The organism is Mycobacterium sp. MUNTM1, from assembly GCF_054660795.1.
In genome coordinates this window covers 21244-46089 of record NZ_BAAGDE010000029.1, presented here as the reverse complement: position 1 = coordinate 46089, position 24846 = coordinate 21244, and the positions used below count along the sequence as shown (strand labels likewise).

Genomic DNA, 24846 nt, shown 5'->3' with positions numbered 1-24846 from the left:
GCTATCGTTCGCCGTCCACGGCGAACGTGGCCAGGGCGGCCCAATACAGTGGGCTGGCGTTGAGATCCCCGTCACGCCAGCGCCGCATCTGTTCGCGCTGCCAACGATTCACCGCGCATCCTGCCTCCCGCGCGGCGTCTTGCGCGCCGTCCACGGCGGCGACCAGCTCTGCCATCGGATCGGCCGGCTCCTGGTCCGGTGCGCCGGACGACGCGGCGAATTGCCGATGCGCCGCCGTCGTCGGCAGCGACCACAAGGTCGCGGTCACCAGTTGCGCGCCGTTCAGGATCATCGCCGCCACCAAGCCGGTCGCCTCGTCGAATTGATAGTCACCACCCGATCCGCATGCCAGCAGCGCCACGCGTGGCGGCATCGGCAACCGAAGGACCATCAGGTCCGAGGCGGTCAAGGGGCGGTGATCGCCGATCGCGTCGGCATCCCCGGGGATAGCCGCGGTGTCGGCCAGGTGCAGGGCCGCACGGTCCGCCCGAGTTCCCCGGTCGTGTGGGTCGTCCGCCGAACTCGCGTGGCCGACGTAGAACAACCGGCACGGGGTGTGCGCGAGCAGCTCGCCCAGCCACGCTCGGTCGGCGTCTTGGCGGCGGAACAGGTCGAGCACGGTGTCGGCGCGCGGCAGCACGGGGCGCCGTTCGATGAGCCCGGCAAAATGCCGCGCCACCGGCGTGTCCGGCGAGGGCCTGCCCAGCACCGAACCGAGCGCCGAGTCCGGTCGCTGACCCGGCACGCGAGGATCGAGAACCAGCAGCGGCGGCCCTTCTCGCCGGGCGCACCAGCCGGCGGGAGCTCGCGGCGAGTGCACGATGTTGGGCGGCACCGCCATCAGCACGTCGACCAGCTCCATCAGCCGATGACCGTCGGTGAGCGCGTCGATATTGTCCAGCTGCCAAGGGATTTGGGCCGCGGCGCGGCCGCTGGCGGTGATCGCGTCCTGGCGCGCACGCACCAATTCCTCCTTGCTGGGGCCCGACTTGGGGACCGCCAGCAGCCCCCACGGCACCCGGGCCAGCCGTGCGCTCGGCGAGACGAACAGCACCGCCCGCGGCGAGGCCACGCATTCGGCCAAGAGCTGCCACCCGGACGTGCCGATCAGCAGCACACCGAGGACGTAGGCGACGGTGAGTTCAGTGTCCGGCTTGGCGAATGGTCCGGTGGCCAGGGCACGTTCGATGGCATCACGCCGCGTTTCGGCGCCGTGCGGCTCGGGCAGGGCGGCGGTGAGCTCCTGCAGCGCGGCCAGCAGCAGCGGCTCTTCCAGTACCCAGGTGACGGTCCTCGACGGCTGTCCGACGATCCGCAGGCTGGCGTACGTCGCGATCCCGAGGTCGGCGTACCGCAACACCAGGGTCAGGCGGTCGGGCTGGTTCACGGCCACGTCGACCAGGCAGGCTCGTCCGCGGTGACATTCCGCCCGTATCGCTGCAAAGCCAGCGCACGATAGTGACTCAGGATCGGCCCCGCCTCGGGCTGCATTCGCAACGGCGGCAGCGGGCCCAGCCTGGTCAGCGACGCGCGGCCTGCGGCAGGCGGGCCGGCGGCGGCCAGCGCGGTGGGTTCCGCGTCGGCGTCGATGGGCACCGACGCAATGGCCGTCGACGCCCAGTCGCCGATCCGCGGTCGTTGCAGGCCCTCGAAAGTCCCTCGCGCGCTGTGGTATTCGACGAGCTCACTGATCAGCGCATTGTTCTCCCACTCCCAGGCGACGGCGAAGGCGCCGGCCAGGATGGGCGCCGCAATGCCGGTGGCCCAGCGGGCCCTGGCGTCTGCGTCGGCGATCGAATATCGCACCGAGTCGACCGCCAGGGCGGCCGGCACTTTGAGCTCGGCGGCCTGCTCGAGCTTGGCCATTCCGCGCCAGTACTCCGGCGTGCCGACCTCGCCGCGCAGGATGCCGAGCCCGTCGGCCTGGCGCGCCTCGGTTTCTGCCAGGGTCTCGTCGGGGTCACCCGAGCTGTCAAAACCGAGGTCCGCCAAAGCGTCCGCGCGCCAGACGGTTCCGAGGTGATTATCGAGCTGGGCGTACTGCAGCCAGCTGCTGCGCGGCGAGGAGTCCAGCAGTTCGCGGGCTTGCGCGATCAGTTCGACCGCGTCGGAGAAGTGGCTCCAGAAGATGGCGATCCAGCTGCGCTGCAGCAGGATACGGTGCAGATGCAGCGGCTTTCCCAATTCCCGCCAGTGCCGTTCGGCGTGTTCCCAGCATTCGTCGGCGGCCTCCAGGGCGCCGCTCCCCAGCCGGGTCAGTCCCATGTACAGCCAGCACCGGGCGATGTCGTGGGCCCGGTCATGACGGGCGATGACCGGATAGGCCTGCCCGATCAGCTCCTCGGTGCCGGCATGGTCGTTGGCCGCCCACCGCGCCGCGGCCCGCTCCAATTGCGCTCTGGCTGCGGCCAGTTCCCACCCGCGGGCCTGTGCCCGCGCTTCGGCGCGACGCAGCCACGGCTCGGCTTCCGCCAACCGTCCGGTCTCCACGCAGAACCTGCCGTACCCGGTCGCGGCGGTGATCCACAGGTGGTCGGCACGCTCTGCGCTGCCGCCGGCACGCTCGACGTCCTCAAGTACCTTCTCCCACAACGGGGCTGACCGGATGTGCAGGTCGTCGTCGCACAGCGCGATGGCGCACAGGACGCGCGCATGGGCGCACAGGTACCGGTGCTCGTCGGCGAGGTCACCGGGGCCGGAGTCGTTGTCGCACAACGCCTCCAGCTCCACCGCCGCGCCTTCGTGATCACCTAGCGCGGCGGCCAGACCCATCTGCAGGAACTGGGCGCGTCGCGAGTATCGGGAGATCATGTGTGCGATCTCGGTGTCGGACATCTGCACCCGCTCGGCGGTCGCGCCCGCGCCGATGCCGGCGTAGATCCCCACGCAGTCCCGAATGCGCCGGACGGATTCGCGGACGCCGTCGTGTGACCCGCGCGCGAGGTAGATGTCACCAAGCTGCGCAAGGGCTTCCAGCATCAGGTCGTCGCGGTCGTCGCGCTCGATCCGCGGCATCAACGAGAGCAGCAGGGCGCTCGCCCCGGCCTCATCGGCGGCGAACACCATCCGACGCGCCTTCTCCAATTCGTCCGGGATCGACACGGCTGCATCATAAGTCCGGGGGCGGTGTCGGGTTGGCCAAACCGCGAGCGGCGGACGCGTGAGTGAGGCACGTCCGCCGCTCGAGGGCCGCAACCGATCAGCCGCAGGACACCTTGATGGTGAAGTCCTTGGTGATCATTCCCGCCATCGGGTTCTTCATGTCGGCGCCCTGCGCCTGACCGGTGATGGTGTAGGTCGTGCCATCGACCGCGACGCTGGCCGAACCCACCTTCGCGCCCATGTTGTCGGTGACCGCCAGGGCGTTGCCGTCGACAACGAGGGCCACCGACTGGACCTTCGGGTTGGCTTCGTCGGTCATCACGACGGCCAGCGCCTGCTGGGCGCCGCCCGTGGAGCCGCTGCCGATGTCGATCTTGCCGCCGGTCCGCACACAGGTCACCGAGGCCGGGTTGACGCCGGCCAAGTCCGTACCGCCCACCTTGACCTGCGCGTTGGTGCCCGTGGAGGCGCTGGGCGCGGTGCTCGACGCCGGTGCGGCCGGGTGGCTGCCGCCCGAGCATCCCACCAGGGTCACTGAGGCCGCGGCGGCCAGGGTCCCAATCGCAGCTGCGAGAAGACGTTTCACTTGTGGTTCCTTCCGTTGTGCGCCGCCCCGATGGCGTCGTCCTGGCGCAAGTACAGGCCGCCCCGGCTGCTACCGATCCCAAATTTCGCGGGACCGAGCCGGTAGGCTGCGTCGATGTCGGAGCCGGCACAGGGAGGAACGCGATGCTCAGCGTGAAATGGCTGGAAAAGCCTGAGGCCCATGACTTTCCGGCGGCAGCGGACTATCTCGCCATGCTTGCGGACGGGCAGACCGTGAAGAAGGTGATCAAAAAGCTGAAGTCCGGCACCGTGACGCACAAAAAGGCCAAAGACATCCTGCGGGCGGCGCAGCTGGGCCTCCTGCCGGCGGACAACCCGCATGTCGCGGCGGACCTGACCAAGATCGAGAAGGGTCTGCCCCTGTCGCCCATCCTGCTGGTGCGCGGCGACTTCATCGCCGGGGTTCCGTTGCAGATCGCCGACGGCTACCACCGCGTCTGTGCGAGCTATCACACCGACGAGAACACGGACATTCCCGTGGTCCTCGCGGTGGCGCGGCGCTGATCGCAGGAATCACCATGATCGACGTCGGCACCGAGGGAACCGTGCAGGTGCTGACCCTGTCGTCGGGTGCGGTCAACGCGCAGGACGTTCGAGCTGCTCGACAAGCTGATCGAGGTGGCCGTGGCGGAGGCGTCGGACCTGGCTGCGGCGCCGCTGACTAGTCTTCGTCCGCGTTTTCGTCGACGGCCACGCCGGCCCGCGTGCGCCTGCGCCGCATGCGATGCGATCCCTTGCCGGTCGGGCGCCGGTTGCGCAACTTGGCCTTCGCCTCGTCGCCCTCGTCGCCGGCTTCCTCGGTGTCCTCGGCGGCCGCCACCTCGGTCCTCGGCTCCGGTGCCGCCTCGGTCGCTGGCTCCGGTGCCGCCTCGGCTTCGGCGGTTTCGGCGCTGACTTCACCGGCGGTCACCGCCGGCTCGGCCTGCTCGGCTTCGTCGGTGTCTTCGGCCGCTGCGGCATCAGCCGCGGCGGTCTCCGCCTCTTCGGCTTCTTCCGTTTCGTCGGCTTCGGCCGCGGCACCCTTCTTGCGCCGCACGCGACGCTCCTTGGGCTTCTTCGGCTTGATCGGTTTGGGCGGCGGCGGGGGCAGCTCGGCGACGAACGAGAGGTAGAAGGCGAAAATTCCGAGCAACGCGATCGCGGCGGCCGCGCCGTAGATGCCGAACAACCACCGTCCGGCGGCGTCCAGGCTCAACCAGATCTCGCTGATCGCCGTGCCGATGATCAGCACCCCGGCCAACACGTGGGCCACTATCGACCAGATCCTGATGGACAGGGCCAGCTGCGGCGTCCCCAACTCGGGCTTGCGGGTGCGCAGCAGGGTGAACACCACGGGCAGCGCCGCGAGCGCGACCAGCGCACCCGTCACGATGCGCATCGCCGTTCCCAACGTGTGCGCGGTGTCGCCCATCAGCTCGGGCCAGCGGGGCAGCACGAAGAAGAAGTAGAGGAAGCCGGCAGCGATCGAAAATGACGCGTGCCACGGGATGGCGACCTTGCGCCCCATACCCCTCCTCGTGCTGGTGATTTCACGCCAGCCTAAAGGCGGCCGACCCGAATCCATATCAATTCGTACGTGTCCGCTTGGCGGACGAATGGCGGAGGATGCGGGATTTGAACCCGCGAGGGCTGTTAACCCAACCCGCGTTCCAGGCGAGCGCCATAGGCCACTAGGCGAATCCTCCGTGGCCATGGTAACCGAGGCCCCGATGGCCCCCGCCAGTTGCTCGTCGTCGACTCCGGGGCAGGTATTAGACTCGTCGCTGGACCCCGCGCGGCGTCTATCCTGTGAACTCCCCCAGGGCCGGAAGGCAGCAAGGGTCAATGGGCTCTGTCGGGTGCGCGGGGTCCCCTATCTCCATGAGTGGCGACCCGCTTCGCCCGGCTCCGCCGCGCATGCGATCGCGACTGGTTTCCCGCCTTCGACAGCGAAAGGGTCCATGGTGTCGTTGGAGTCCCTCAGCCCGGACGAACTTGCCGGCGTACACGCTCGTCACCAACAGGATTACGCCGACCTGCAGGCCAAGAAGCTCGCGCTGGACCTGACCCGCGGCAAACCCGCCCCCGCCCAGCTCGACCTGTCCAACCAGCTACTGAGCCTGCCCGGCGACGACTTCCGCGACAGCGAGGGCACCGACACCCGCAACTACGGCGGCCTGCACGGCCTGCCCGAGCTGCGGGCCATCTTCGGGGAACTGCTCGGCATCCCGGTGCAGAACCTGATCGCGGGCAACAACTCCAGCCTGGAACTGATGCACGACCTGGTCGCCTTCTCGATGTTGTACGGCGGCGTGGACTCGCAACGGCCCTGGAAGGACGAACCGAGCGTCAAGTTCCTGTGCCCGGCGCCCGGCTACGACCGGCACTTCGCCATCACCGAGACGATGGGCATCGAGATGATCCCCGTCCCGATGCTGTCCGACGGGCCGGATGTCGACCTGATCGAAGAGCTCGTCGCCGCCGACCCGGCCATCAAGGGCATGTGGACGGTGCCGGTGTTCGGCAACCCCACCGGGGTCACCTACTCCTGGGACAACGTCCTGCGGCTGGTGCAGATGCGGACCGCGGCGCCCGACTTCCGGCTGTTCTGGGACAACGCGTACGCGGTGCACACCCTGACGCATGATTTCATCCGGCAGGTCGATGTGCTCGGCCTGGCCTCCGCGGCCGGCAATCCGCATCGGCCCTACGTGTTCGCGTCCACCTCGAAGATCACCTTCGCCGGCGCCGGCGTGAGCTTCCTGGGCGGATCGCTGGGCAACATCGCCTGGTACCTGCAATACGCGGGGAAGAAATCGATCGGGCCCGACAAGGTCAACCAGCTGCGGCACCTGCGCTTCTTCCGCGACGCCGACGGGGTGCGGCTGCACATGCTGAAGCACCAGCAGATCCTGGCGCCGAAGTTCGCGCTGGCCGCCGAGATCCTCGATCAGCGGCTCAGCGACTCCAAGATCGCCTCGTGGACCGACCCCAAGGGCGGCTACTTCATCAGCCTCGACGTGCTGCCCGGCACGGCGAAGCGGACCGTCGCGCTGGCCAAGGACGCCGGCATCGCGGTCACCGAGGCGGGTGCGTCGTTCCCGTACCGGAAGGATCCGCGGGACACCAACATCCGGATCGCGCCGACCTTCCCGTCGCTGCCGGACCTGCGCGACGCCGTCGACGGGCTGGCCACCTGCGCGTTGCTGGCGGCGTCGGAATCGCTGCTGGCGTCCCAACGAGTTTGAGCACGCGTCGACTGTGTACTGACGGCGGGAAATCGGCGGAATCGCGCCCTACCCGCACACTTGAAGCCGCTGACGCACACTGGATGCCAGCGCGACGGTAGTCACCGCGCGCCGGTAGCCTGCTGACCGTGGCCCTCTACCGCAAGTACCGTCCGGCAACCTTCGCCGAAGTGGTGGGGCAGGAGCACGTCACCGAACCACTGTCGATCGCCCTGGAAGCCGGACGGATCAACCACGCGTATCTGTTCTCGGGTCCGCGCGGCTGCGGGAAGACCTCCTCGGCGCGCATCCTGGCGCGCTCGCTGAACTGCGCCCAGGGCCCGACGGCCAACCCGTGCGGGGTCTGCGACTCCTGCGTGGCGCTGGCGCCCAACGCGCCGGGCAGCATCGACGTGGTCGAGCTCGACGCCGCCAGCCACGGCGGTGTGGACGACACCCGCGAACTGCGCGACCGCGCGTTCTACGCGCCGGCCCAGTCGCGCTACCGGGTGTTCATCGTCGACGAGGCGCACATGGTGACCACCGCGGGGTTCAACGCGCTGCTGAAGATCGTCGAGGAGCCCCCCGAACACCTCATCTTCATCTTCGCCACCACCGAACCGGAGAAGGTGCTGCCGACGATCCGGTCGCGCACGCATCACTATCCGTTCCGGTTGTTGCCGCCGAAGACTATGCGCTCGCTGATCGGGCGGATCTGCGAGCAGGAGGGCGTCGTCGTCGACGACGCCGTCTACCCGCTCGTGATCCGCGCCGGCGGCGGTTCGCCCCGCGACACCCTGTCGGTGCTGGATCAGCTGGTTGCCGGCGCCGAGGGCGGGCACGTGACCTATCAGCGGGCGCTCGGCCTGCTCGGGGCCACCGACATGGCGCTGATCGACGACGCCGTGGACGCCCTCGCCGCCGCCGACGCCGCGGCGCTGTTCGGTGCGGTGGAGTCGGTGATCGATGCCGGGCATGACCCACGGCGGTTCGCCACCGATCTGCTCGAGCGGTTCCGCGACCTGATCCTGCTGCAGGCCGTGCCGGACGCGGCCAGCCGCGGCGTGGTGGACGCGCCGGAGGACGTGCTGGAGCGGATGCGGGAGCAGGCGACCCGGATCGGCCCGGCGACCCTGACCCGCTACGCCGAGGTGGTACAGGCGGGGCTGGGCGAGATGCGCGGTGCGACGGCGCCGCGTCTGCTGCTCGAGGTCGTGTGTGCGCGACTGCTGCTGCCCTCGGCCAGCGACACCGAATCGGCGCTGCTGCAGCGCGTCGAGCGGATCGAGACCCGGCTGGACATGTCCATCCCCGGCTCCGTAGCCCCCGCCGGGGCGCCGCGCAGCGCGCCCGCACCGGCCGAACCCGAGCCGCCCGTCCGGTTCACCCGGCCTTCCGCGGCCGCCGCCGCCAAGGCCGAACCGAAACCCGACCCCAAACCCGAGCCCAAGCCAGAACCCGAGCCGCCCACACCCGTCGCCGCGCCCACACCCGTCGCCGCGCCGGCGGCCGAAACAGCCTCTGCCCCAGGCGAACTTAACACCGCCGCGGTGCGCAGCATGTGGCCCACGGTGCGTGAAAAGGTGCGTCAGCGCAGCCGCACCACGGAGGTGATGCTGGCCGGGGCGACCGTGCGGGCCATCGAGGGCAACACGTTGGTGCTGAGCCATGAATCGGCGCCGCTGGCCAAGCGGCTCTGCGAACAGCGCAACACCGACGTCATCGCCGAAGCGCTCAAAGACGCGCTGGGCGTCAATTGGCGGGTGCGCTGTGAGGCCGGTGCACCGACGGCCGCCGCGCCACCCCCGCCCGTCGCCGCGGGAGCGGGCCCGGCGTCGAACGTGGCCGAACCCGCGCCCGACGTGGACTCCGTGCGCCGCGACGAAGAGGAACACATGCTCGCCGAGGCCGTCCGCGACGAGCCCTCGGCGCCGCGCCGCGACCCCGAAGAGGTCGCGCTCGAATTGCTGCAGAGCGAGCTGGGCGCCCGCCGCATCGACAACGGCTAGCGGGTCAGGCCGTCCACCACGGCCGCAGCGGCAGGTCGTCGTCGCCCCGCGCGTCGGGGTTGGCCGCCAGCACGTGGTGGAGCTGAAGGTTGTTCTGCTCGAACGCAACCCGCGATGCCGCCATGTACAGGCCCCACACCTTGGCGGTCGGCAGGCCTACCTCGGCGACCGCCACGTCCCAGTGCTCGACCAGGTTGTGGCACCAATCGCGCAGCGTCATCGCGTAGTGATGGCGGAAGTTCTCCGCGTGCAGCACCTCGAAGCCCGCATCCTGGATCGCGCAGGTGATGCGGCCCGAGCCGGTCAGCTCCCCGTCCGGGAAGACGTAGCGATCGGTGAACCCGCCGGCGAACGAGGTCGAGGTGTTGTCGTGACGGGTGATGCAGTGGTTGAGCAGCAGACCGCCGGTGCGCAGCTTCGACTTCAAGAAGCCGAAGTAGGCCGGGTAATTCTTGACGCCGATGTGCTCGGTCAGCCCGATCGAGGAGACGGCGTCGAACTGCACCTCGCCCACGTCGCGGTAGTCGGAGTGCCGCACCTCGGCCAGCTCCGCCAGTCCCTCGTCGGCGATCGCGCGCTGCGCCCACTTCGCCTGCTCGGCCGACAGGGTGGCGCCGATCGCCCGGACACCGCGGCGCGCGGCGTAGCGCACCATGCCACCCCAGCCGCAGCCGACGTCGAGCAGCCGGTCGCCCGGCCGTAGCCGCAACTTCTCGAAGATCAGCCGGTACTTGTTCTGCTGCGCATCCTCCAGCGTCGCTTCGGGGTCGGGATACACCGCGCAGGTATAGGTCATCGACGGGCCCAACACCAGCTCGTAGAAGGTGTTGGAGACGTCGTAGTGGTGATGGATGGCCTCCGCGTCGCGGGTCTTGGTGTGCATCATCCCGTCGGCGACCCGGCGCCACCGGGGCCGGGTTTCCTGCGGTGGTGGCGGCACCGGCACCAGCCGCTCCAGGCCCATCGAACGGACGACGTTGGCCAGCACCCGGGCCGGTGGCCGCTTGAACTGCACCCGGTCGGTCAGCGTCTTGAGCAGTCGGTACGGGTCGCCCGGATGCACGCCGTAGGCCTGCAGGTCGCCCGCCACGTAGGCGCGGGCCAGGCCGAGTTCGCCGGGCGCGGTGGCCAGGTAGGTGGCTCCGCGAGGCGTCCGGAGGTCCAGGCCCAGTTCGGCGTCTTCGCTTCCGGCCGTGCTGCCGTCGTAGGCGGTGAACTTCAGCGGATGTCGCCCGGTCGCGGCGAAGACCTCCAGGATCTCCGCCATGCTCAGTTTGCCGGTCGGTGAGCGGTGGGGTTCTTTGGTCGTCGTCATCGCCGTTGCACCGCCTTCGCGTAGAGGTCGAGTAATCGAGAGTCGGGGTCGTAGGTCTTCTTGACCGTGTTGTAGGCCTCGCCGCCGTACAACTCGTCGAAGTCCTCGCGGGAGTAGAAGGAGTCCGAATACAGCGACTTGTGGCCGTCGAGCTCGCCCACCTTTGCCTCGATCATCCGGTTGGTGGCGCCCTCGCTGGCGCCGGCCGGCACCGACGACCAGAATCCGACGTTGACGTAGGTGTGATCCGGCCGCATCGGGTACAGCGGCCAGCCCTGGCGGTCGCGTAAACGTAACGGGCACAACCAGATTGGCGTGATGGGCACGTTATCCAGGAACCATTCCAGGAAGTCGCAGGTGCGTTCGACCGGCACCTCGACGTCTTGCACCACCCGCTCGCGCGGCGGCCGGCCGTTTCGGGCCTCGATGCGGTCGGACAGCCCGAAGCGGCGGTCCATGGCGATCAGCTTCGAGTAGACGCTGCTGCGGCGGTAGCGTCGCGGCCACCAGCGCCGCAGCCGTGGGTTCTGCACGCCGAATGCGCGTGAGCACCAGAACCAGTCGGTGTCCCACCGCCAGAAGTAGTCGTTCATGGTCAGCCGGTCATCCTTGATGGCTTCGGCGCCCGGGCCGTCATGCCGGATGGACTGGTAGTAGATGTCGCGGCCGGTGTAATCGCTCACCGGGCCGGGCGTGGTGGTTCGCCGGCCCACGCACAGGTAGCTTTCGTCGGCGCTGAAGACCACGCCGTCGAGATAGTCGACCGGCGTCCCGCCCTGCCCGCCGGTGTCGACGATGCGTTCCATCGCCGCGACCAGATCCGGCAACGCGTGGAATCGGATGTGCCGCAGCGCCACGAACGGCGCGACGGATTCCAGCTCGATCCGCAGCCGGGTCGAATACCCAAGCGTGCCATAGGAATTCGGAAAGGCGCGGAACAGGTCGGAATGCTGGGTGTGCGAGGCGGTGAGCAAATCGCCAGCGCCGGTGAGGATGTCCATCTCCAGCACCGATTCATGCGGCAGGCCGTTGCGGAACGACGCCGACTCGATGCCCAGTCCGCTGACCGCGCCGCCCAGGGTGATGGTCTTCAGCTGCGGGACGACCAGCGGCGAAAGACCGTACGGCAGTGTCGCGGCGACCAGGTCCGCATACGTGCACATACCCGCGACGTCGGCGGTGCGGGTTTCGGGATCCACGCTCAGGACACCGGTCAGCCCGGACGTGTCCAGACCGGGTGCATCGCGTTTGGCGCGGGCGCGGAACAGATTTGACGTCGGCTTGGCCAGCCGGACGGCGGACGTGGCGGGAATGGATCGATAACTTGCCAGCATCCGGTCGACGGCGGACTTGTGGGCCGAGAGTGCAGATCCAAGGACAGGCACCAGATATACCCTAGTCTTCGACAACAGCCCGTGCACCCGTCGAAAGGGCCGGCACCGGGGAAAATCTTCATGAGGAGGGGTCGCCTTGGGACAGGTGAGCGCAGAGAGCACCATCTTGATCAACGCGGAGCCCGCGGCAACCCTTGCCGCCGTCGCGGACTATCAGAGCGTCCGTCCGAAAATTCTGTCCCCGCAGTACAGCGAATACCAGGTACTGCAGGGCGGGCAGGGGGCGGGCACGGTGGCCAAGTGGAAGCTGCAGGCCACCAAATCACGCGTGCGCGACGTGCAGGTCAACGTCGACGTCGCCGGGCACACCGTCATCGAGAAGGACGCGAACTCGACCATGGTTATCAACTGGACGGTCGCTCCCGCCGGGCCCGGCTCCAGCGTCACCGTGAAGACCACCTGGACCGGCGCCGGCGGCGTGAAGGGCTTCTTCGAGAAGACCTTTGCGCCCTTGGGGCTCAAGAGGATTCAGGGCGAGGTGCTGGCCAACCTGAAGAAGGAACTGGAGAGCTGAACTAGCGCGCCTGGCCCTGCGAGGCGAGGAAGCCCGCGACCCCGCGGACCAGCGCGTCGGCGTACTTCTGCCGGCCCTCGGCCGACTCCATCAGCGCCGAATCGGCGGGGTTTTTCATGTTGCCGCATTCGACCAGGATCGACGGGTACTGCGCCAGGTTCAGGCCGGTCAGGTCCGAGCGGCCGTAAAGGCCGTTCTGACCGATGTAGTTGGCCGGCGGGATCCCCGAGCCCTGCATCTGGTCGCGCATGATCCGCGCGTACTGCACTGACGGGCCCGCCTGCACCTGGTTGAGCGGCGGGGCCGAGTAGTTGACGTGGAATCCCCGGCCGGACGGCGGGCCGCCGTCGGCGTGGATGGACAGGATCGCGTTGGGGCGCAGCGCGTTGGCTGCGTTCGCGCGTTCGTCGACACAGGGCCCCAGGCCGTTGTCGTTGGCCCGGGACAGCGCTGTGCGCACCCCCAGGGCGCTCAACTCGGCGCGCACCCGCAGTGCGGTGTCCCAGGTGAAGGTGTGTTCCTGGTAACCGGTGTTGGTCGCCGTTCCGCTGGTCTGGCAGTCCTTGGTGCCGCCGCGACCCGTGGGCACCTGACGGTTGATCGAGCCGTCGTTGGAGCCGTTGTGGCCCGGATCGATGAAAACCACCATGCCGGCGATGTTGGATGGGACCGCCGTCGCGGTCGGCATGATCGCCGTCGAAGCGGCGACGAGCGCGCCGACCGCCAATTTGATCCCGACACGTCTGCTCAGTCGTAGGTCCACGGCGCAAAGCTAACGCCGCGCGGTCTACGCTGGGGGTTTCGAATCGCCGGAGACTCACGAGCGAAACCAACTCGAGACCAAGATGCGAGGGGATTGTCATGCAACCCGGAGGCGATATGTCGGCGCTGCTGGCCCAGGCGCAGCAGATGCAGCAGAAGCTCATGGAGGCCCAGCAGCAACTGGCGAACGCTGAGGTGCATGGTCAGGCCGGTGGAGGCTTGGTCAGCGTCGTCGTGAAGGGCAGCGGCGAGGTGGTCGCGGTGAAGATCGATCCCTCCGTCGTCGACCCGTCGGACGTCGAGACCCTGCAGGACCTGATCGTCGGCGCCATGGGCGACGCGTCCAAGCAGGTCACCCGGATGGCCCAGGAACGGCTGGGGTCGCTGGCCGGCGGCTTCGGCCCGCCGCCGGGGCAACCGCCCGCGCCGGCGCAGGGGCTTTAGGCTCCGCGACCGACATGTTCGAAGGACCCGTCCAGGATCTGATCGACGAGCTCGGCAAGCTGCCGGGCATCGGGCCCAAAAGCGCGCAGCGGATTGCCTTCCACCTGTTGTCGGTGGAACCGGCCGACATCGACCGGCTGACCGCGGTGCTGGCGAAGGTCCGCGACGGCGTGCGGTTCTGTGCGGTGTGCGGCAACGTCTCCGACAACGAGCGGTGCCGGATCTGCGCGGATTCCCGCCGGGACGGCTCGCAGGTGTGCGTCGTCGAGGAACCCAAGGACGTCCAGGCCGTCGAGCGCACCCGCGAATTCCGCGGCCGCTATCACGTGCTGGGCGGTGCGCTCGATCCGTTGTCCGGGGTGGGGCCCGACCAGCTGCGGATCCGCGAGCTGCTGAGCCGGATCGGGGAGCGGGTCGACGACGTCGACATCACCGAGGTGATCATCGCCACCGACCCGAACACCGAGGGCGAGGCCACGGCCACCTACCTGGTGCGGATGCTGCGCGACATCCCCGGCCTGACCGTAACGCGGATCGCGTCGGGGCTGCCGATGGGCGGTGACCTGGAGTTCGCCGATGAACTGACGCTTGGTCGCGCGCTCGCCGGCCGCCGGGCCATGGTCTGAGGCGCCGGTCCCGAACTTTCACGCGCCGGCCAGCTCGCCGGCCTCGCTTTCGACGGCGGGTGCAGATCCCGGCAGGGGCTTGCCGGCGACTTCCGGCATGAATCGAAGGGTGACCGTCCCCACCAAGCCCGCGAAGATCAGCATGTAGGCCGGCACCATGGCGCTGCCGGTGCCGGATATCAGCGCCTGCGCGATCACCGGGGTGGTTCCGCCGACGGTCGACAGCGCGATGTTGTACGAGATGGCCAGCGCCCCGTTGCGCACCCGGGTCGGGAACAGCGCCGGCAGGGCTTGGGGGGTGGTCCCGTCGAAACACAGTTCCATCAGCCCGACCAGCAGCACGCCGAGGAAGATCAACGGGAGGACGCCACCGAAGCGCATCAGCAAGAAGGCAGGGACCGACGCCAGAACGAGCAATCCGCAGCCCGTCCACATGATCGGTTTGACGCCGATCCGGTCGGACAACATGGCGACGAACACCACCGCGGCCATCAGGATCGCCAACGTCGCCACGATAATGATCAGGCTGGCCGTGTTACCCACGTGCACAACCACTTTGAGGTATGTCGGCAAGTAGCCGGTGAGCATGAAGTCGGGGACCTGTGAGGTCACCACGATGGCCGCGCAGACCAGCATCGGCCGCCACTGCTCGAGCACCGTGCGCCGAAATTGCTGCCGGCCGCGGCCGGCCGGCGCATCCGGGTCGCTGCTCACCTGTTTGTAGGCGGGTGACTCCTCGATCCGCAGCCGCAGATAGAGTGCGACGACGCCGAAGGGCGCTCCCAGCAACAGCGGAACCCGCCAGCCCCACGCCAGCATGTCGTGGCTCGGCAGCCAGGCCTGTAAACCGGTCACCAGCAACCCGGCGAGCACGAATCCGACCAGGTTGCCCAGCGGCAGGAACCCGACCATCCTGCCGCGCTTGCGGTCCGGGGCCCGCTCGACGAGATAGGTCATCGCGCCGACGAACTCGCCGCCGGTGGACAACCCCTGAAACACGCGGGCGACCAGCAGCAGGATCGGCGCCCAGAGGCCGATGGTGGCGTAGCCGGGCAGTAGGCCGGTCATGGTGGTCCCCACCGCCATCAGCAGGATCGTGATCACCAGGACCCGCTTGCGCCCGACGCGGTCACCGAGGGGGCCGAGGACGAACCCGCCGAGCGGGCGCACCACGTAGGCCGCCGCGAGCGTGCTGAAGGTGGCGATGAGATGGACCGCGCTGACGCTATTGCCCGGATAGAAGACCTGCGCGATGGTGGTCGCGATGTAGCCGTAGACGCCGAAGTCGTACCACTCCATGAAGTTGCCGATGGCAGTCGCCAGGGTGTCCCGGCGCATCGACGAATCGGTGTCCCCCAAATCAGTGCCTGCGCCGCCGCGTCGGATGCTCATTGTGACGTCGCGTACCCATAACTTTGCTGCGTGGAACTCCTAGCGAGCTGCCAGCCGTTCGCGGCGCAGCAGTTCCACCTCCGGCATGGGCAGCGGCGGCAGCTCACCGACCACCGTACTGAGCAGCAGGTCGGCCAGTTGCGGGTTGCGGGCCAGGCACGGCCCGTGCATGTAGGTCGCGATCACGCTGCCCTGCACCACCCCGTCGAAGCCGTCGCCGGACCGGTTGCCAGCGCCCTTGACCACCGTGCCCAGCGGCGACGCCGCCGGCCCCAGCACGGTGCCGCCGCGGTGATTCTCGAAACCGGTGAGACGCTCGGTCAGGCCCGCCAGCAGCGGCTTGGTCGCCAGCTCGCCGATGGTGCGCGCCGCCTGCGGCGACGTCGTCGCGTCCAGCATGCCCACGCCGTCGACGCGTTCCCCGGCCGACGTCTCATACCAGTGCCCGAGCACCTGCACGGCCGCGCAGATCGCCAGCACCGGGGCACCCCGCTCGGCGGCGCGCTGCAGGCCCGGGTGTTTGATCAGGTGCCGGGTGGCCAGCCGCTGCGCGTAGTCCTCGGCCCCGCCCAGCGTGTACAGGTCCAACGACTCGGGCACCGGGTCGGCCAACGTGATCTCGACGATCTCGGCGGCGATGCCGCGCTGCCGGAGTCGCTGCCGCAGCACCAGGGCGTTGCCGCCGTCGCCGTAGGTCCCCATCACGTCGGGCAGCACCAGCCCGATCCGCACCACCGAGTCAGCCATGGCGCGTCAACGCTCGTTGCAGTTGCAGGAACGCGGTGTAGTTGGCGACGACCTCCACCCGCCCGGGCGGGCACGACGCGATCGCGGTGACGGTGTCGTGCACCAGGGTGTGCTCGACGCCCGCGTAGCCCAGCCGCACCGCGAGGTCGGTGCCGCGCTCCCCGGCGGCCACCACTTCGGTCTCCTCGAAGTGCTCGAACCGCACATCCCACAGCCACGACAGGTCCTCGCCGTCGGGCACCTGGCCGTTGACCGAGATGACCACCCCGGCCGCATGCTTGTCCACCATCGACAGCGCCTCCTGCCAGCCGGCCGGGTTCTTCGCCAGCAGGATGCGCACCTCGTGCGCACCGACGCGGACGGTCCGATAACGTCCCGCGACCTCGTCGACCGTCGACACGGCCGCGACCGCCTTAGCAGGATCGGCGCCCAGCGCGACCGCGGCCGCGACGGCCTGGGCGGCGTTGCCCCGGTTGACGGCGCCGGGCAGGGCCAGCCGCATCGGCAGTACCAGGCCGTCGGGCCCGTAGAGGGCGTCGTCGTCGAACCACCATTGCGGGCTGGGCCGTTTGAAATCCGCGCCCGTGGAATACCAGTGGCCCCGGTCGCGGACGATGATCTCGCCGCTGCGCGGGCAGCTGACCGAGTCGTTGGACCACGAACCGCCCGCGGCCACCCACACCACGTGCGGGCTGTCGTAGGCCGCCGACGTCATCAGCACGTCGTCGCAGTTGGCCACGACGACCGCCTTCGGGTGGCGGGCCAGGCCGGCGCGCAGGGTCCGTTCGATGACGTTGATCTCGCCGACCCGGTCCAACTGGTCGCGCGACAGGTTGAGCAGCACGACGACGCTGGGTTCGACGGCGTCGGAAACGTGCGGGACGTGCATTTCGTCGACTTCCAGGGCCGCCAGTGGTGCGTCGCGGTTGCCGGCCAGCGCGGCGACCAGGCCGGCGTCCATGTTGGCGCCCTCGGCGTTGGTGGCCACCCCGCCCAGCGTGGCCAGCGCCGCCGACGTCATCCGGGTGGTGGTGGACTTGCCGTTGGTGCCGGTGACGATGACGGTGCGCCGGCCGGCGGCGAGTTGCCGCAGGACCGAGCGGTCCAGCGTCATTGCGATCAGGCCGCCGATCATCGCCCCGGCCCCGCGTCCGGTCACCCGCGAGGCCCAGCGGGCGCTCGCTCCTGCGGCGAGCGCCAGACGGGCGCGGGTGGTAACCACCCGGGAAGTTTAAAGGTGCGCCGCCGAAGCCATCCAATTCGCGAGCCGACACGGCGCGCAGCGGCCGGATGATGTCGGTCGGCCGTGCCATCCTCAGTGCATGAGCGGGGTGTCCTGGGGTCGGCCGGCCAGCGAGCCGGACGCCGGGTGGGCCGTCGTCGATGTCGAGACCTCGGGCTTTCGGCCGGGGCAGGCGCGGATCATCAGCGTTGCGGCGCTCGGCCTGGACGCCGACGGCAACGTCGAGCACTCGGTGGTGAGCCTGCTCAACCCCGGCGTGGACCCCGGTCCCACCCACGTGCACGGCCTGACCGCCGCCATGCTGGAAGACCAGCCCCAGTTCGCCGACATCGTCGGCGACGTGGCCGAGGTGCTGCGCGGCCGCACCTTGGTGGCCCACAACGTGGCGTTCGACTACGCGTTTCTGGCCGCCGAGGCAGAACTGGCCGAGACCGAACTGCCCGTCGACAGCGTCATGTGCACCGTCGAGCTGGCCCGGCGGCTGGACCTCGGCGTCGAGAACCTGCGGTTGGAGACGCTCGCCGCGCACTGGGGCGTCACCCAGGAGCGGCCGCACGACGCCTTCGACGACGCGATGGTGCTGACCGGGGTGCTGGCGTCGGCGCTCAAGCTGGCCCGCGCGGGCGACATCTGGCTGCCGATCCACCCGGTGACCCGCCGCCGCTGGCCGAACGGCCGCGTCACCCACGACGAGCTGCGGCCGCTGAAGGTGCTGGCGTCGCGGATGCCCTGCCCGTATCTCAACCCGGGCCCCTACGTCGGCGGCCGGCCGCTGGTGCAGGGCATGCGGGTGGCCCTGGCCGCCGAGGTAGGCCGCACCCACGAGGAACTCGTGGAGCGCATCCTGCACGCCGGGCTGGCCTACACCGACGTCGTCGACCGGGAGACCTCGCTGGTGGTCTGCAACGACCCGGCCCCCGAGCACGGCAAGGGCTATTTGGCCCGGCAGCTGGGGGTGCCGGTGATCTCCGACGCGCAGTTCATGGACTGCGTCCGCGCCGTCATCGGCGGCACCAGCATGGACGAATTCACCGACGCCAGCACGCTGGACCAGCAGCTGGCGCTGTTCTGATCAGCCGCGGGCGGCGCGGTTGACCGCCGACACGACCGCGCGCAGCGACGCGGAGGTGATCGACGGCGCGATGCCGACGCCCCATACCGTGCGGGCACCCACCGGGCCTGATGGGTGCCGACCCGCTTCGCCCGGCTGCGCCGCGCTCGCGATCGACACCGGGCCTGACGGGTGCCGACCCGCTTCGCCCGGCTGCGCCGCGCTCGCGATCGACACCGAGGCCTCCACGTAGGCGGCGGCCTGCGCGTCGTCGCCGGCGCTCATGGCGTGCTCGGAGTAGTCCAGGACGGCCACGTCGAAACCGACGCTGCCCAGCGCGTGAACGAACGCGGCCAGGGGGCCGTTGCCCTGCCCGCTGATCTCGGTCTCCGCCCCGTTGACCTTGACGGTCGCCGTGATGCGGGTGACGCCGGTGTCTTCCTCTGAGGCGTCGACGCGCTGCTTGATCCGCTCCAGCGGAGACGCGGGGGCCAGGTACTCCTCGGAGAAGGCGTCCCACATCTCCTTGGGACTGACCTCGCCGCCTTCCCCTTCGCTGATCTTCTGCACCACCTGGGAGAACTCGATCTGCAGCCGTCGCGGCAAGGCCAGGCCATGATCGGCCTTCATGATGTAGGCGACCCCGCCCTTGCCGGACTGCGAGTTGACCCGGATCACCGCCTCGTAAGTGCGCCCGACGTCCTTGGGGTCGATCGGCAGATACGGCACCTGCCAGAGCATGTCCTCGACGTCGGTGTCGGCGGCATCCGCGTCGACCTTCATCTGGTCCAGGCCCTTGTTGATGGCGTCCTGGTGGCTGCCGGAGAACGCGGTGTAGACCAGATCACCGCCGTAGGGGTGACGCTCGTGCACCGGCAGCTGGTTGCAGTACTCCACCGTGCGGCGGATCTCGTCGATATTGGAGAAGTCGATCTGCGGGTCCACGCCCCGGGAGAACAGGTTCAGCCCCAGCGTCACCAGGCAGACGTTGCCGGTCCGTTCGCCGTTGCCGAACAGGCAGCCCTCGATGCGGTCGGCGCCGGCCTGGTAGCCCAATTCCGCTGCGGCGACGGCGGTTCCGCGGTCGTTGTGTGGATGCAGGCTCAGGATCACCGACTCCCGGTTGGCCAGGTTGCGGCTCATCCACTCGATAGAGTCGGCGTAGACGTTGGGGGTGGCCATCTCCACGGTGGCGGGCAGGTTGAAGATGATCGGGTTGTCCGGCGTCGGCGCGATGATCTCGCCGACGGCGTCGCACACCTGCTTGGCGTATCCGAGCTCGGTGCCGGTGTAGGACTCCGGCGAATACTCGAACCGCCACCGGGTGCCCGGGTGCTTGGCCGCCTCCTCCACGCACTTACGCGCGCCGTCGGTCGCGATAGCTTGCACCGCGGCCCGGTCCGCGCGAAAAACGACGCGGCGCTGCAGGATTGACGTCGAGTTGTAGAAGTGCACGATGGCCTGCGGCGCGCCGTCGCACGCCTCGAAGGTGCGCTCGATCAGCTCGGGCCGGCACTGGGTCAGCACCTGGATGGTGACGTCGTCGGGGATGGCGCCGTCGGTGATGATCTCGCGGACGAAGTCGTAGTCGGTCTGGCTGGCCGACGGGAATCCGACCTCGATCTCCTTGTAGCCCATGCGGACCAGCAGATCGAACATGCGGCGCTTGCGTGCCGGGCTCATGGGGTCGATCAGCGCCTGGTTGCCGTCGCGCAGATCGACCGCACACCACAGCGGCGCGTGAGAGATGACGCGGTCGGGCCAGGTGCGGTCGGTCAGCCGGATGGGCTCGACCTCTTCGGCGAAGGGCCGGTACCGGTTGACCGGCATCGACGAGCCCCGCTGCGGGTTCCACGCGGGCTGTCCGGGGCCCGGCGGGCCCGCCGGCTGGATGATGGTTCGTGTCGAGCTGAATGCGTCGGGATTGGAAGTCACGGTGATTGCTCCGGGGGTTTCAGAAGGGAACTTCAGACCGGCGCATCGCGAACACCCGCGACGGGAAGCCGGTCTGGATCAGACCCCGTCGCGGCGTCCGAGGAGGAGCACCCGCTGCACGTCTCGCACTTTACCGCTTTTGGCGTCCCGGTAAAAATGCCGCTGGGACCGGAGCGAATGCGCAGGCCGGGGATCCAGGTATCGCGACGTAAATCACCATGCGGTGGCACGTATTCTGTTGTGGACTTATTCCCGAAATTGAAGTGCGCTGGGCCGGAGAGGCAGGAAAAATCGTGGCGCTCGTCGTGCAGAAGTACGGCGGATCCTCAGTGGCGAACGCCGACCGGATCCGGCGGGTGGCCGAGCGCATCGTCGCTACCAAGAAGCAGGGCAACGACGTGGTCGTCGTCGTCTCCGCGATGGGCGACACCACCGATGACCTGATGGATCTGGCCCAGCAGGTGTGCCCGGCCCCGCCGCCGCGGGAACTCGACATGCTGCTGACCGCCGGTGAGCGCATCTCCAACGCGCTGGTCGCCATGGCCATCGAATCGCTGGGTGCGCAGGCGCGCTCGTTCACCGGGTCCCAGGCCGGGGTGATCACCACCGGCACGCACGGCAACGCCAAGATCATCGACGTCACGCCGGGGCGGCTGCAGACCGCGCTCGACGAGGGACGCATCGTGCTGGTGGCCGGATTCCAGGGCGTCAGCCAGGACACCCGGGACGTGACCACGCTGGGCCGCGGCGGTTCCGACACCACGGCGGTGGCCCTGGCCGCGGCGCTGCGTGCGGACGTCTGCGAGATCTACACCGACGTCGACGGCATCTTCAGCGCCGACCCGAGGATCGTGCACAACGCCCGCAAGCTGGACACGGTCACCTTCGAAGAGATGCTCGAGATGGCGGCTTGCGGCGCCAAGGTTTTGATGCTGCGCTGCGTGGAATATGCACGCCGCTATGGCATTCCGGTGCACGTCCGATCCTCGTATTCGGAGAACCCGGGCACCGTCGTCGTCGGATCGATCAAGGACATAGCCATGGAAGACCCCATCCTGACCGGAGTCGCGCACGACCGCAGCGAGGCCAAGGTGACCGTCGTCGCCATTCCCGACATCCCCGGGTACGCCGCCCGCGTCTTCCGCGCGCTCGCCGACGCCGATGTGAACATCGACATGGTGCTGCAGAACGTGTCCAAGGTCGAGGACGGCAAGACCGACATCACGTTCACCTGCTCGCGCGACAGCGGGCCCACCGCGGTGGCCAAGCTGGACGCGCTCAAGGAAGAGATCGGGTTCAGCCAGCTGCTCTACGACGACCACATCGGCAAGGTGTCGCTGATCGGGGCGGGCATGCGCAGCCACCCCGGGGTCACCGCCACCTTCTGTGAGGCCCTGGCCGAGGTCGGCGTCAACATCGAGCTGATCTCCACCTCAGAGATCCGCATCTCGGTGCTGTGCCGCGATACCGAACTAGACAAGGCCGTCGTGGCGTTGCACGAGGCGTTCGGGCTTGGCGGTGCGGAGTCGGCCACGGTGTATGCGGGGACGGGTAGGTAGATGGTTGCCATCGGAGTTGTGGGCGCCACCGGCCAGGTTGGCCAGGTGATGCGCAGGTTGCTCGACGAGCGGGACTTCCCCGCGACCTCGGTGCGGTTCTTCGCATCGTCGCGCTCGCAGGGCCGCAAGCTGGAATTCCGCGGCCAGGAGATCGAGGTCGAAGACGCCGCGACGGCCGACCCGAGCGGCCTGGACATCGCGTTGTTCTCCGCCGGCAAGACGATGTCGCTGGTGCAGGCCCCGCGGTTCGCCGCGGCCGGGGTGACGGTGATCGACAACTCGTCGGCCTGGCGCAAGGACCCCGAAGTGCCGCTGGTGGTGTCCGAGGTCAATTTCGACAGGGATGCCGCCAACCGGCCGAAGGGCATCATCGCCAACCCGAACTGCACCACCATGGCCGCGATGCCGGTGCTCAAGGTGCTGCACGAGGAAGCCGGGCTGCAACGCCTGGTGGTGTCCAGCTATCAGGCGGTGTCCGGCAGCGGGATCGCCGGGGTCGAGGAGCTGGCCACCCAGGCGCGCGCGGTCATCGACGGCGCCGAACAGCTGGTGCAGGACGGCCGGGCGCTGCCGTTCCCGGCGCCCAAGACCTACGTGGCGCCGATCGCGTTCAATGTGGTGCCGCTGGCCGGCTCCCTGGTGGACGACGACTCGGGTGAGACCGACGAGGACCAGAAGCTGCGCCACGAGAGCCGCAAGATCCTGGGCATACCCGACCTGGCCGTCAGCGGCACCTGCGTGCGGGTGCCGGTGTTCACCGGGCACTCGCTGTCGATCAACGCCGAATTCGCCCGGCCGCTGTCACCCGAGCGGGCCCGCGAACTGCTCGACAGGGCGCCCGGCGTCAAGGTGGTCGACGTGCCCACCCCGTTGGCGGCCGCCGGCGTCGACGAATCCCTGGTCGGCCGGATCCGGCACGACCCCGGGGTGCCCGACGGCCGCGGGCTGGCCCTGTTCGTCTCCGGTGACAACCTGCGCAAGGGGGCTGCGCTCAACACCATCCAGATCGCCGAGCTGCTGGCCGCCCAGCTGTGACAAGCGGGTGAGCACCACCCACACCCGCCTGATCGCGCGGTGCTCACTGTTCGCCGCGGTGTGTTTGGTTGTGCCGCAATGGTTTCCCAGCGTCGCGCACGCCGATCCGGCGGCGCCGGCCCCCGAGCCGGTGCTGCAGCCGCTGGCGCCCGGTCAGGTGTTGCGGATCGGTCCTACCGCCGGAACCGGCACGCCGACCGGGGACTACGGCATCGGCGCGACCGACCTGTGTGAGTTCGTCGAGTTCCCCGCCGAGTTGCTCCAGGTGTGCGGCGACAGCTTCGCCGGTCAGGGCGTCGGGTTCGGCGGTTGGTACGCACCGGTCGCGTTGCGCGTCGACACCTCGTCCGTCGACGACCCGGGCGGGGTGCGCTACATCGGGGTCACCGGCATCAGCAATCCGCTGCTGGCCGACCCCGCCCCGCCGGGGGCCTCGCAGCTGCCGGCCGGGGTGGTGCAGATCAACCGGCGCAACTACCTGATGGTGACGACGACCAAGAACCTCGAGCCGCAGACCTCGCGCCTGGTCAGCGCCGAGCCGGCGCGCGCGGGCTGGCAGACGATCCCGGGATCCAAGCGGCCCGCGTCGTATCAGGGCGGCTCGCAGACGCAGATCAGCGGCTATTACGACCCGATCCCCACCCCGGACTCGCCCAGCGGGTGGGTGTACATCGTCGCCGACAGTTTCACGCGCAGGGACCCGGTGCTGCTGTACCGGGCCACGCCGCAGACGTTCACCGACCGGTCGCGCTGGCAGGGCTGGGCCGCCGGCCCGGGCGGGGGCTGGGGCAAGCCGCCGACGCCGCTGTGGCCGGACGCGGTGGGCGAGATGTGCATTCGGCAGATCGACGGCAAGGCGGTGCTGTCCTATTTCAACGCCGTCACCGGCAACATGGAGGTCCGGGTGGCGAACGACCCGACCGGCCTGGGCGACGCGCCGGTCACCACGGTGGTGCAACACGACGAGTGGCCGGATCCGGCGGAGAGCCTGCCGCCGCCCTACGACAACCGCCTCGCGCAACCGTACGGCGGCTACATCTCGCCCGGGTCCACGCTCGACGAGCTGCGGATCTTCGTGAGCCAGTGGGACACCCGCGCGCGGGTGGCCGCGCCGTACCGCGTCATCCAGTTCGCGGTCAACCCGTTCCGGCCCGAGTAGGGCCCGCCGCTTCGAGGCGTGCTCATGGGCCGCTGATCACTGGACTTTTGCGGGGCGATATACCCGCTGAGCGGGGACTTTAGTTCACAGCTGCTACATAAGTAGCGCATAGCCGCCACTACTGTTAACGGCTTCATCATTTGTCTCATGAGTGAAACATCTGAAACCCCCACTGTGCGGCACTCCACCGCCACTGCACCGGTCGCCGCCGAAGCGGCGGCGGCCTACCGGGCCCCGCGGGTCTTCCAACTCGCCGCGTGGGTCGCCATCGTCGCCGGGATCGTGTTCATCGTCGCGGTCATCTTCTTCACCGGCTTCATCCTCGGCCACCGCGGCGGCCATCACGGCCACCACCACAAGCACCACCACGCGATGGTTCACCACCGCGGTCCTGGCGGCCCCGGCAACTTCGGCGGCCCGGGCGCACCCGGCGGTCAGGGTGGTCAGGGCGGACAGACCGGTCCGGGAGCCAGCACCACTCCTCCGGCTCCGTCGGGCGTGCGTCCCAGCGGCATGGCCCCGGGCCAACTCCCGCCGTCGGTCTTCCACTCCGCGGCCACGACGGGTCAGGTCCCGAGCATCATCGTGCTGACCAACTGAAAAACCGTTGTCAACCAGTGGCGCGGGGGGGAGCCCGCGCGCCGGGGGCCCCCGGATTTTGGGGGGCCCCCGGCGATACCCCCCCGGGGGAGTAAAAAAAAATTTTTAGTTGAGGGCGGGGTTTGCGAGGGAGCGCGGGGGGAGATT

General features: G+C 69.2%; 22 protein-coding genes, 1 tRNA gene and 1 other RNA gene. 12 read left to right on the top strand and 12 right to left on the bottom strand.

All coding sequences use genetic code 11. The annotated features are described in order from the left end of the window. Position 1: 1 nt before the first annotated feature. The 3 genes from ACYQ8K_RS17450 to ACYQ8K_RS17440 all read right to left on the bottom strand — a co-directional run bounded on the left by ACYQ8K_RS17450 (position 2) and on the right by ACYQ8K_RS17440 (position 3688). On the bottom strand, positions 2–1387 hold the full coding sequence (locus ACYQ8K_RS17450; protein WP_459970914.1) for a CHAT domain-containing protein: 1386 nt from the start codon (positions 1385–1387) through the stop codon (positions 2–4). Continuing rightward, complete coding sequence (locus ACYQ8K_RS17445; protein ID WP_459970857.1) at positions 1384–3102, bottom strand: hypothetical protein; 1719 nt, start codon at positions 3100–3102, stop codon at positions 1384–1386. Before ACYQ8K_RS17445 ends, ACYQ8K_RS17450 begins: the two co-directional genes overlap by 4 nt. Positions 3103–3199: 97 nt before the next feature. Next, on the bottom strand, positions 3200–3688 hold the full coding sequence (locus tag ACYQ8K_RS17440) for a lipoprotein LpqH (protein WP_459970855.1): 489 nt from the start codon (positions 3686–3688) through the stop codon (positions 3200–3202). A 143-nt stretch (positions 3689–3831) separates the two neighbouring features. Here ACYQ8K_RS17440 and ACYQ8K_RS17435 point away from each other — a divergent pair, with 143 nt between their 5' ends. Beyond that, on the top strand, positions 3832–4212 hold the full coding sequence (locus tag ACYQ8K_RS17435; protein WP_459970853.1) for a hypothetical protein: 381 nt from the start codon (positions 3832–3834) through the stop codon (positions 4210–4212). Between the two features lie 157 nt (positions 4213–4369). Here the strand turns inward: ACYQ8K_RS17435 and ACYQ8K_RS17430 are convergent, their stop codons facing one another. Continuing rightward, on the bottom strand, positions 4370–5215 hold the full coding sequence (locus ACYQ8K_RS17430) for a hypothetical protein (RefSeq protein WP_459970852.1): 846 nt from the start codon (positions 5213–5215) through the stop codon (positions 4370–4372). A gap of 89 nt (positions 5216–5304) precedes the next feature. Further along, positions 5305–5393: transfer RNA gene (locus ACYQ8K_RS17425), tRNA-Ser, on the bottom strand. Between the two features lie 76 nt (positions 5394–5469). Here ACYQ8K_RS17425 and ffs point away from each other — a divergent pair. The 3 genes from ffs to ACYQ8K_RS17410 all read left to right on the top strand — a co-directional run bounded on the left by ffs (position 5470) and on the right by ACYQ8K_RS17410 (position 8923). Continuing rightward, an RNA gene (ffs, locus tag ACYQ8K_RS17420) (signal recognition particle sRNA small type) lies at positions 5470–5566 on the top strand. Positions 5567–5651: 85 nt separating this feature from the next. Further along, the gene (locus ACYQ8K_RS17415) at positions 5652–6935 is read left to right on the top strand and encodes an aminotransferase class I/II-fold pyridoxal phosphate-dependent enzyme (protein WP_459970913.1); all 1284 of its coding nucleotides are present in this window, start codon (positions 5652–5654) and stop codon (positions 6933–6935) included. Positions 6936–7063: 128 nt separating this feature from the next. Then, entirely contained in the window at positions 7064–8923 is a 1860-nt protein-coding gene (locus tag ACYQ8K_RS17410) for a DNA polymerase III subunits gamma/tau (RefSeq protein ID WP_459970850.1), read from the top strand. A 4-nt stretch (positions 8924–8927) separates the two neighbouring features. On the opposite strand, the gene ACYQ8K_RS17405 is transcribed toward ACYQ8K_RS17410, so the two are convergent. Continuing rightward, positions 8928–10238: a class I SAM-dependent methyltransferase gene (locus tag ACYQ8K_RS17405; RefSeq protein WP_459970849.1), complete on the bottom strand. Its 1311-nt coding sequence runs from the start codon at positions 10236–10238 to the stop codon at positions 8928–8930. After that, positions 10235–11626 carry an FAD-binding oxidoreductase gene (locus ACYQ8K_RS17400; protein WP_459970911.1) on the bottom strand — a complete coding sequence of 464 codons (1392 nt, stop codon included), beginning with the start codon at positions 11624–11626 and terminating at the stop codon, positions 10235–10237. The genes ACYQ8K_RS17405 and ACYQ8K_RS17400 overlap by 4 nt, the downstream gene beginning before the upstream one ends. Positions 11627–11708: 82 nt before the next feature. On the opposite strand from ACYQ8K_RS17400, the gene ACYQ8K_RS17395 reads away from it, so the two are divergent. After that, complete coding sequence (locus ACYQ8K_RS17395) at positions 11709–12146, top strand: SRPBCC family protein (protein WP_459970848.1); 438 nt, start codon at positions 11709–11711, stop codon at positions 12144–12146. A 1-nt stretch (position 12147) separates the two neighbouring features. On the opposite strand, the gene ACYQ8K_RS17390 is transcribed toward ACYQ8K_RS17395, so the two are convergent. Continuing rightward, a complete protein-coding gene (locus tag ACYQ8K_RS17390) occupies positions 12148–12909 on the bottom strand; it encodes an Rv3717 family N-acetylmuramoyl-L-alanine amidase (RefSeq protein WP_459970846.1) in 762 nt (253 codons plus the stop codon). Between the two features lie 98 nt (positions 12910–13007). Here ACYQ8K_RS17390 and ACYQ8K_RS17385 point away from each other — a divergent pair, with 98 nt between their 5' ends. Continuing rightward, positions 13008–13352, top strand: a complete 345-nt coding sequence (locus tag ACYQ8K_RS17385) for a YbaB/EbfC family nucleoid-associated protein (RefSeq protein ID WP_007772122.1) — start codon at positions 13008–13010, stop codon at positions 13350–13352. A 14-nt stretch (positions 13353–13366) separates the two neighbouring features. After that, positions 13367–13978, top strand: coding sequence for a recombination mediator RecR (gene recR, locus ACYQ8K_RS17380; protein ID WP_459970844.1), 612 nt, complete (start codon positions 13367–13369; stop codon positions 13976–13978). A gap of 18 nt (positions 13979–13996) precedes the next feature. Here recR and ACYQ8K_RS17375 read toward each other — a convergent pair whose 3' ends face one another. The 3 genes from ACYQ8K_RS17375 to ACYQ8K_RS17365 form a co-directional block, all read right to left on the bottom strand. Beyond that, positions 13997–15316: an MFS transporter gene (locus ACYQ8K_RS17375; protein WP_459970909.1), complete on the bottom strand. Its 1320-nt coding sequence runs from the start codon at positions 15314–15316 to the stop codon at positions 13997–13999. Between the two features lie 93 nt (positions 15317–15409). After that, positions 15410–16105, bottom strand: a complete 696-nt coding sequence (locus ACYQ8K_RS17370; RefSeq protein ID WP_459970908.1) for a type 1 glutamine amidotransferase — start codon at positions 16103–16105, stop codon at positions 15410–15412. Between the two features lie 4 nt (positions 16106–16109). Next, positions 16110–17339, bottom strand: coding sequence for a MurT ligase domain-containing protein (locus tag ACYQ8K_RS17365; RefSeq protein ID WP_459970842.1), 1230 nt, complete (start codon positions 17337–17339; stop codon positions 16110–16112). Between the two features lie 100 nt (positions 17340–17439). On the opposite strand from ACYQ8K_RS17365, the gene ACYQ8K_RS17360 reads away from it, so the two are divergent. Next, positions 17440–18432 (top strand): DEDDh family exonuclease, encoded by a 993-nt coding sequence (locus ACYQ8K_RS17360; RefSeq protein WP_459970840.1) that lies wholly within the window; start codon positions 17440–17442, stop codon positions 18430–18432. Here the strand turns inward: ACYQ8K_RS17360 and leuA are convergent, their stop codons facing one another. Beyond that, positions 18433–20346: a 2-isopropylmalate synthase gene (gene leuA / locus ACYQ8K_RS17355; RefSeq protein WP_459970839.1), complete on the bottom strand. Its 1914-nt coding sequence runs from the start codon at positions 20344–20346 to the stop codon at positions 18433–18435. 293 nt (positions 20347–20639) lie between these two features. On the opposite strand from leuA, the gene ACYQ8K_RS17350 reads away from it, so the two are divergent. From ACYQ8K_RS17350 to ACYQ8K_RS17335, 4 genes are all read left to right on the top strand, one after another. After that, a complete protein-coding gene (locus ACYQ8K_RS17350; RefSeq protein ID WP_459970837.1) occupies positions 20640–21905 on the top strand; it encodes an aspartate kinase in 1266 nt (421 codons plus the stop codon). After that, positions 21906–22940: an aspartate-semialdehyde dehydrogenase gene (locus tag ACYQ8K_RS17345; protein ID WP_459970835.1), complete on the top strand. Its 1035-nt coding sequence runs from the start codon at positions 21906–21908 to the stop codon at positions 22938–22940. It begins immediately after the preceding gene. 7 nt (positions 22941–22947) lie between these two features. After that, a complete protein-coding gene (locus tag ACYQ8K_RS17340; protein ID WP_459970833.1) occupies positions 22948–24099 on the top strand; it encodes a DUF4185 domain-containing protein in 1152 nt (383 codons plus the stop codon). Between the two features lie 174 nt (positions 24100–24273). Next, complete coding sequence (locus ACYQ8K_RS17335) at positions 24274–24699, top strand: hypothetical protein (RefSeq protein ID WP_459970906.1); 426 nt, start codon at positions 24274–24276, stop codon at positions 24697–24699. Positions 24700–24846 lie beyond the last annotated feature (147 nt).

Excerpts from the sequence above, each read along its gene's own strand:
- ACYQ8K_RS17375 (WP_459970909.1), bottom strand. The coding sequence starts at position 15,316 with ATGCGCCGGGACACCCTGGCGACTGCCATCGGCAACTTCATGGAGTGG.
- ACYQ8K_RS17405 (WP_459970849.1), bottom strand. The coding sequence starts at position 10,238 with ATGACGACGACCAAAGAACCCCACCGCTCACCGACCGGCAAACTGAGC.
- ACYQ8K_RS17385 (WP_007772122.1), top strand. The coding sequence starts at position 13,008 with ATGCAACCCGGAGGCGATATGTCGGCGCTGCTGGCCCAGGCGCAGCAG.
- ACYQ8K_RS17360 (WP_459970840.1), top strand. The coding sequence starts at position 17,440 with ATGAGCGGGGTGTCCTGGGGTCGGCCGGCCAGCGAGCCGGACGCCGGG.
- recR (WP_459970844.1), top strand. The coding sequence starts at position 13,367 with ATGTTCGAAGGACCCGTCCAGGATCTGATCGACGAGCTCGGCAAGCTG.
- ACYQ8K_RS17345 (WP_459970835.1), top strand. The coding sequence starts at position 21,906 with ATGGTTGCCATCGGAGTTGTGGGCGCCACCGGCCAGGTTGGCCAGGTG.
- ACYQ8K_RS17435 (WP_459970853.1), top strand. The coding sequence starts at position 3,832 with ATGCTCAGCGTGAAATGGCTGGAAAAGCCTGAGGCCCATGACTTTCCG.
- ACYQ8K_RS17430 (WP_459970852.1), bottom strand. The coding sequence starts at position 5,215 with ATGGGGCGCAAGGTCGCCATCCCGTGGCACGCGTCATTTTCGATCGCT.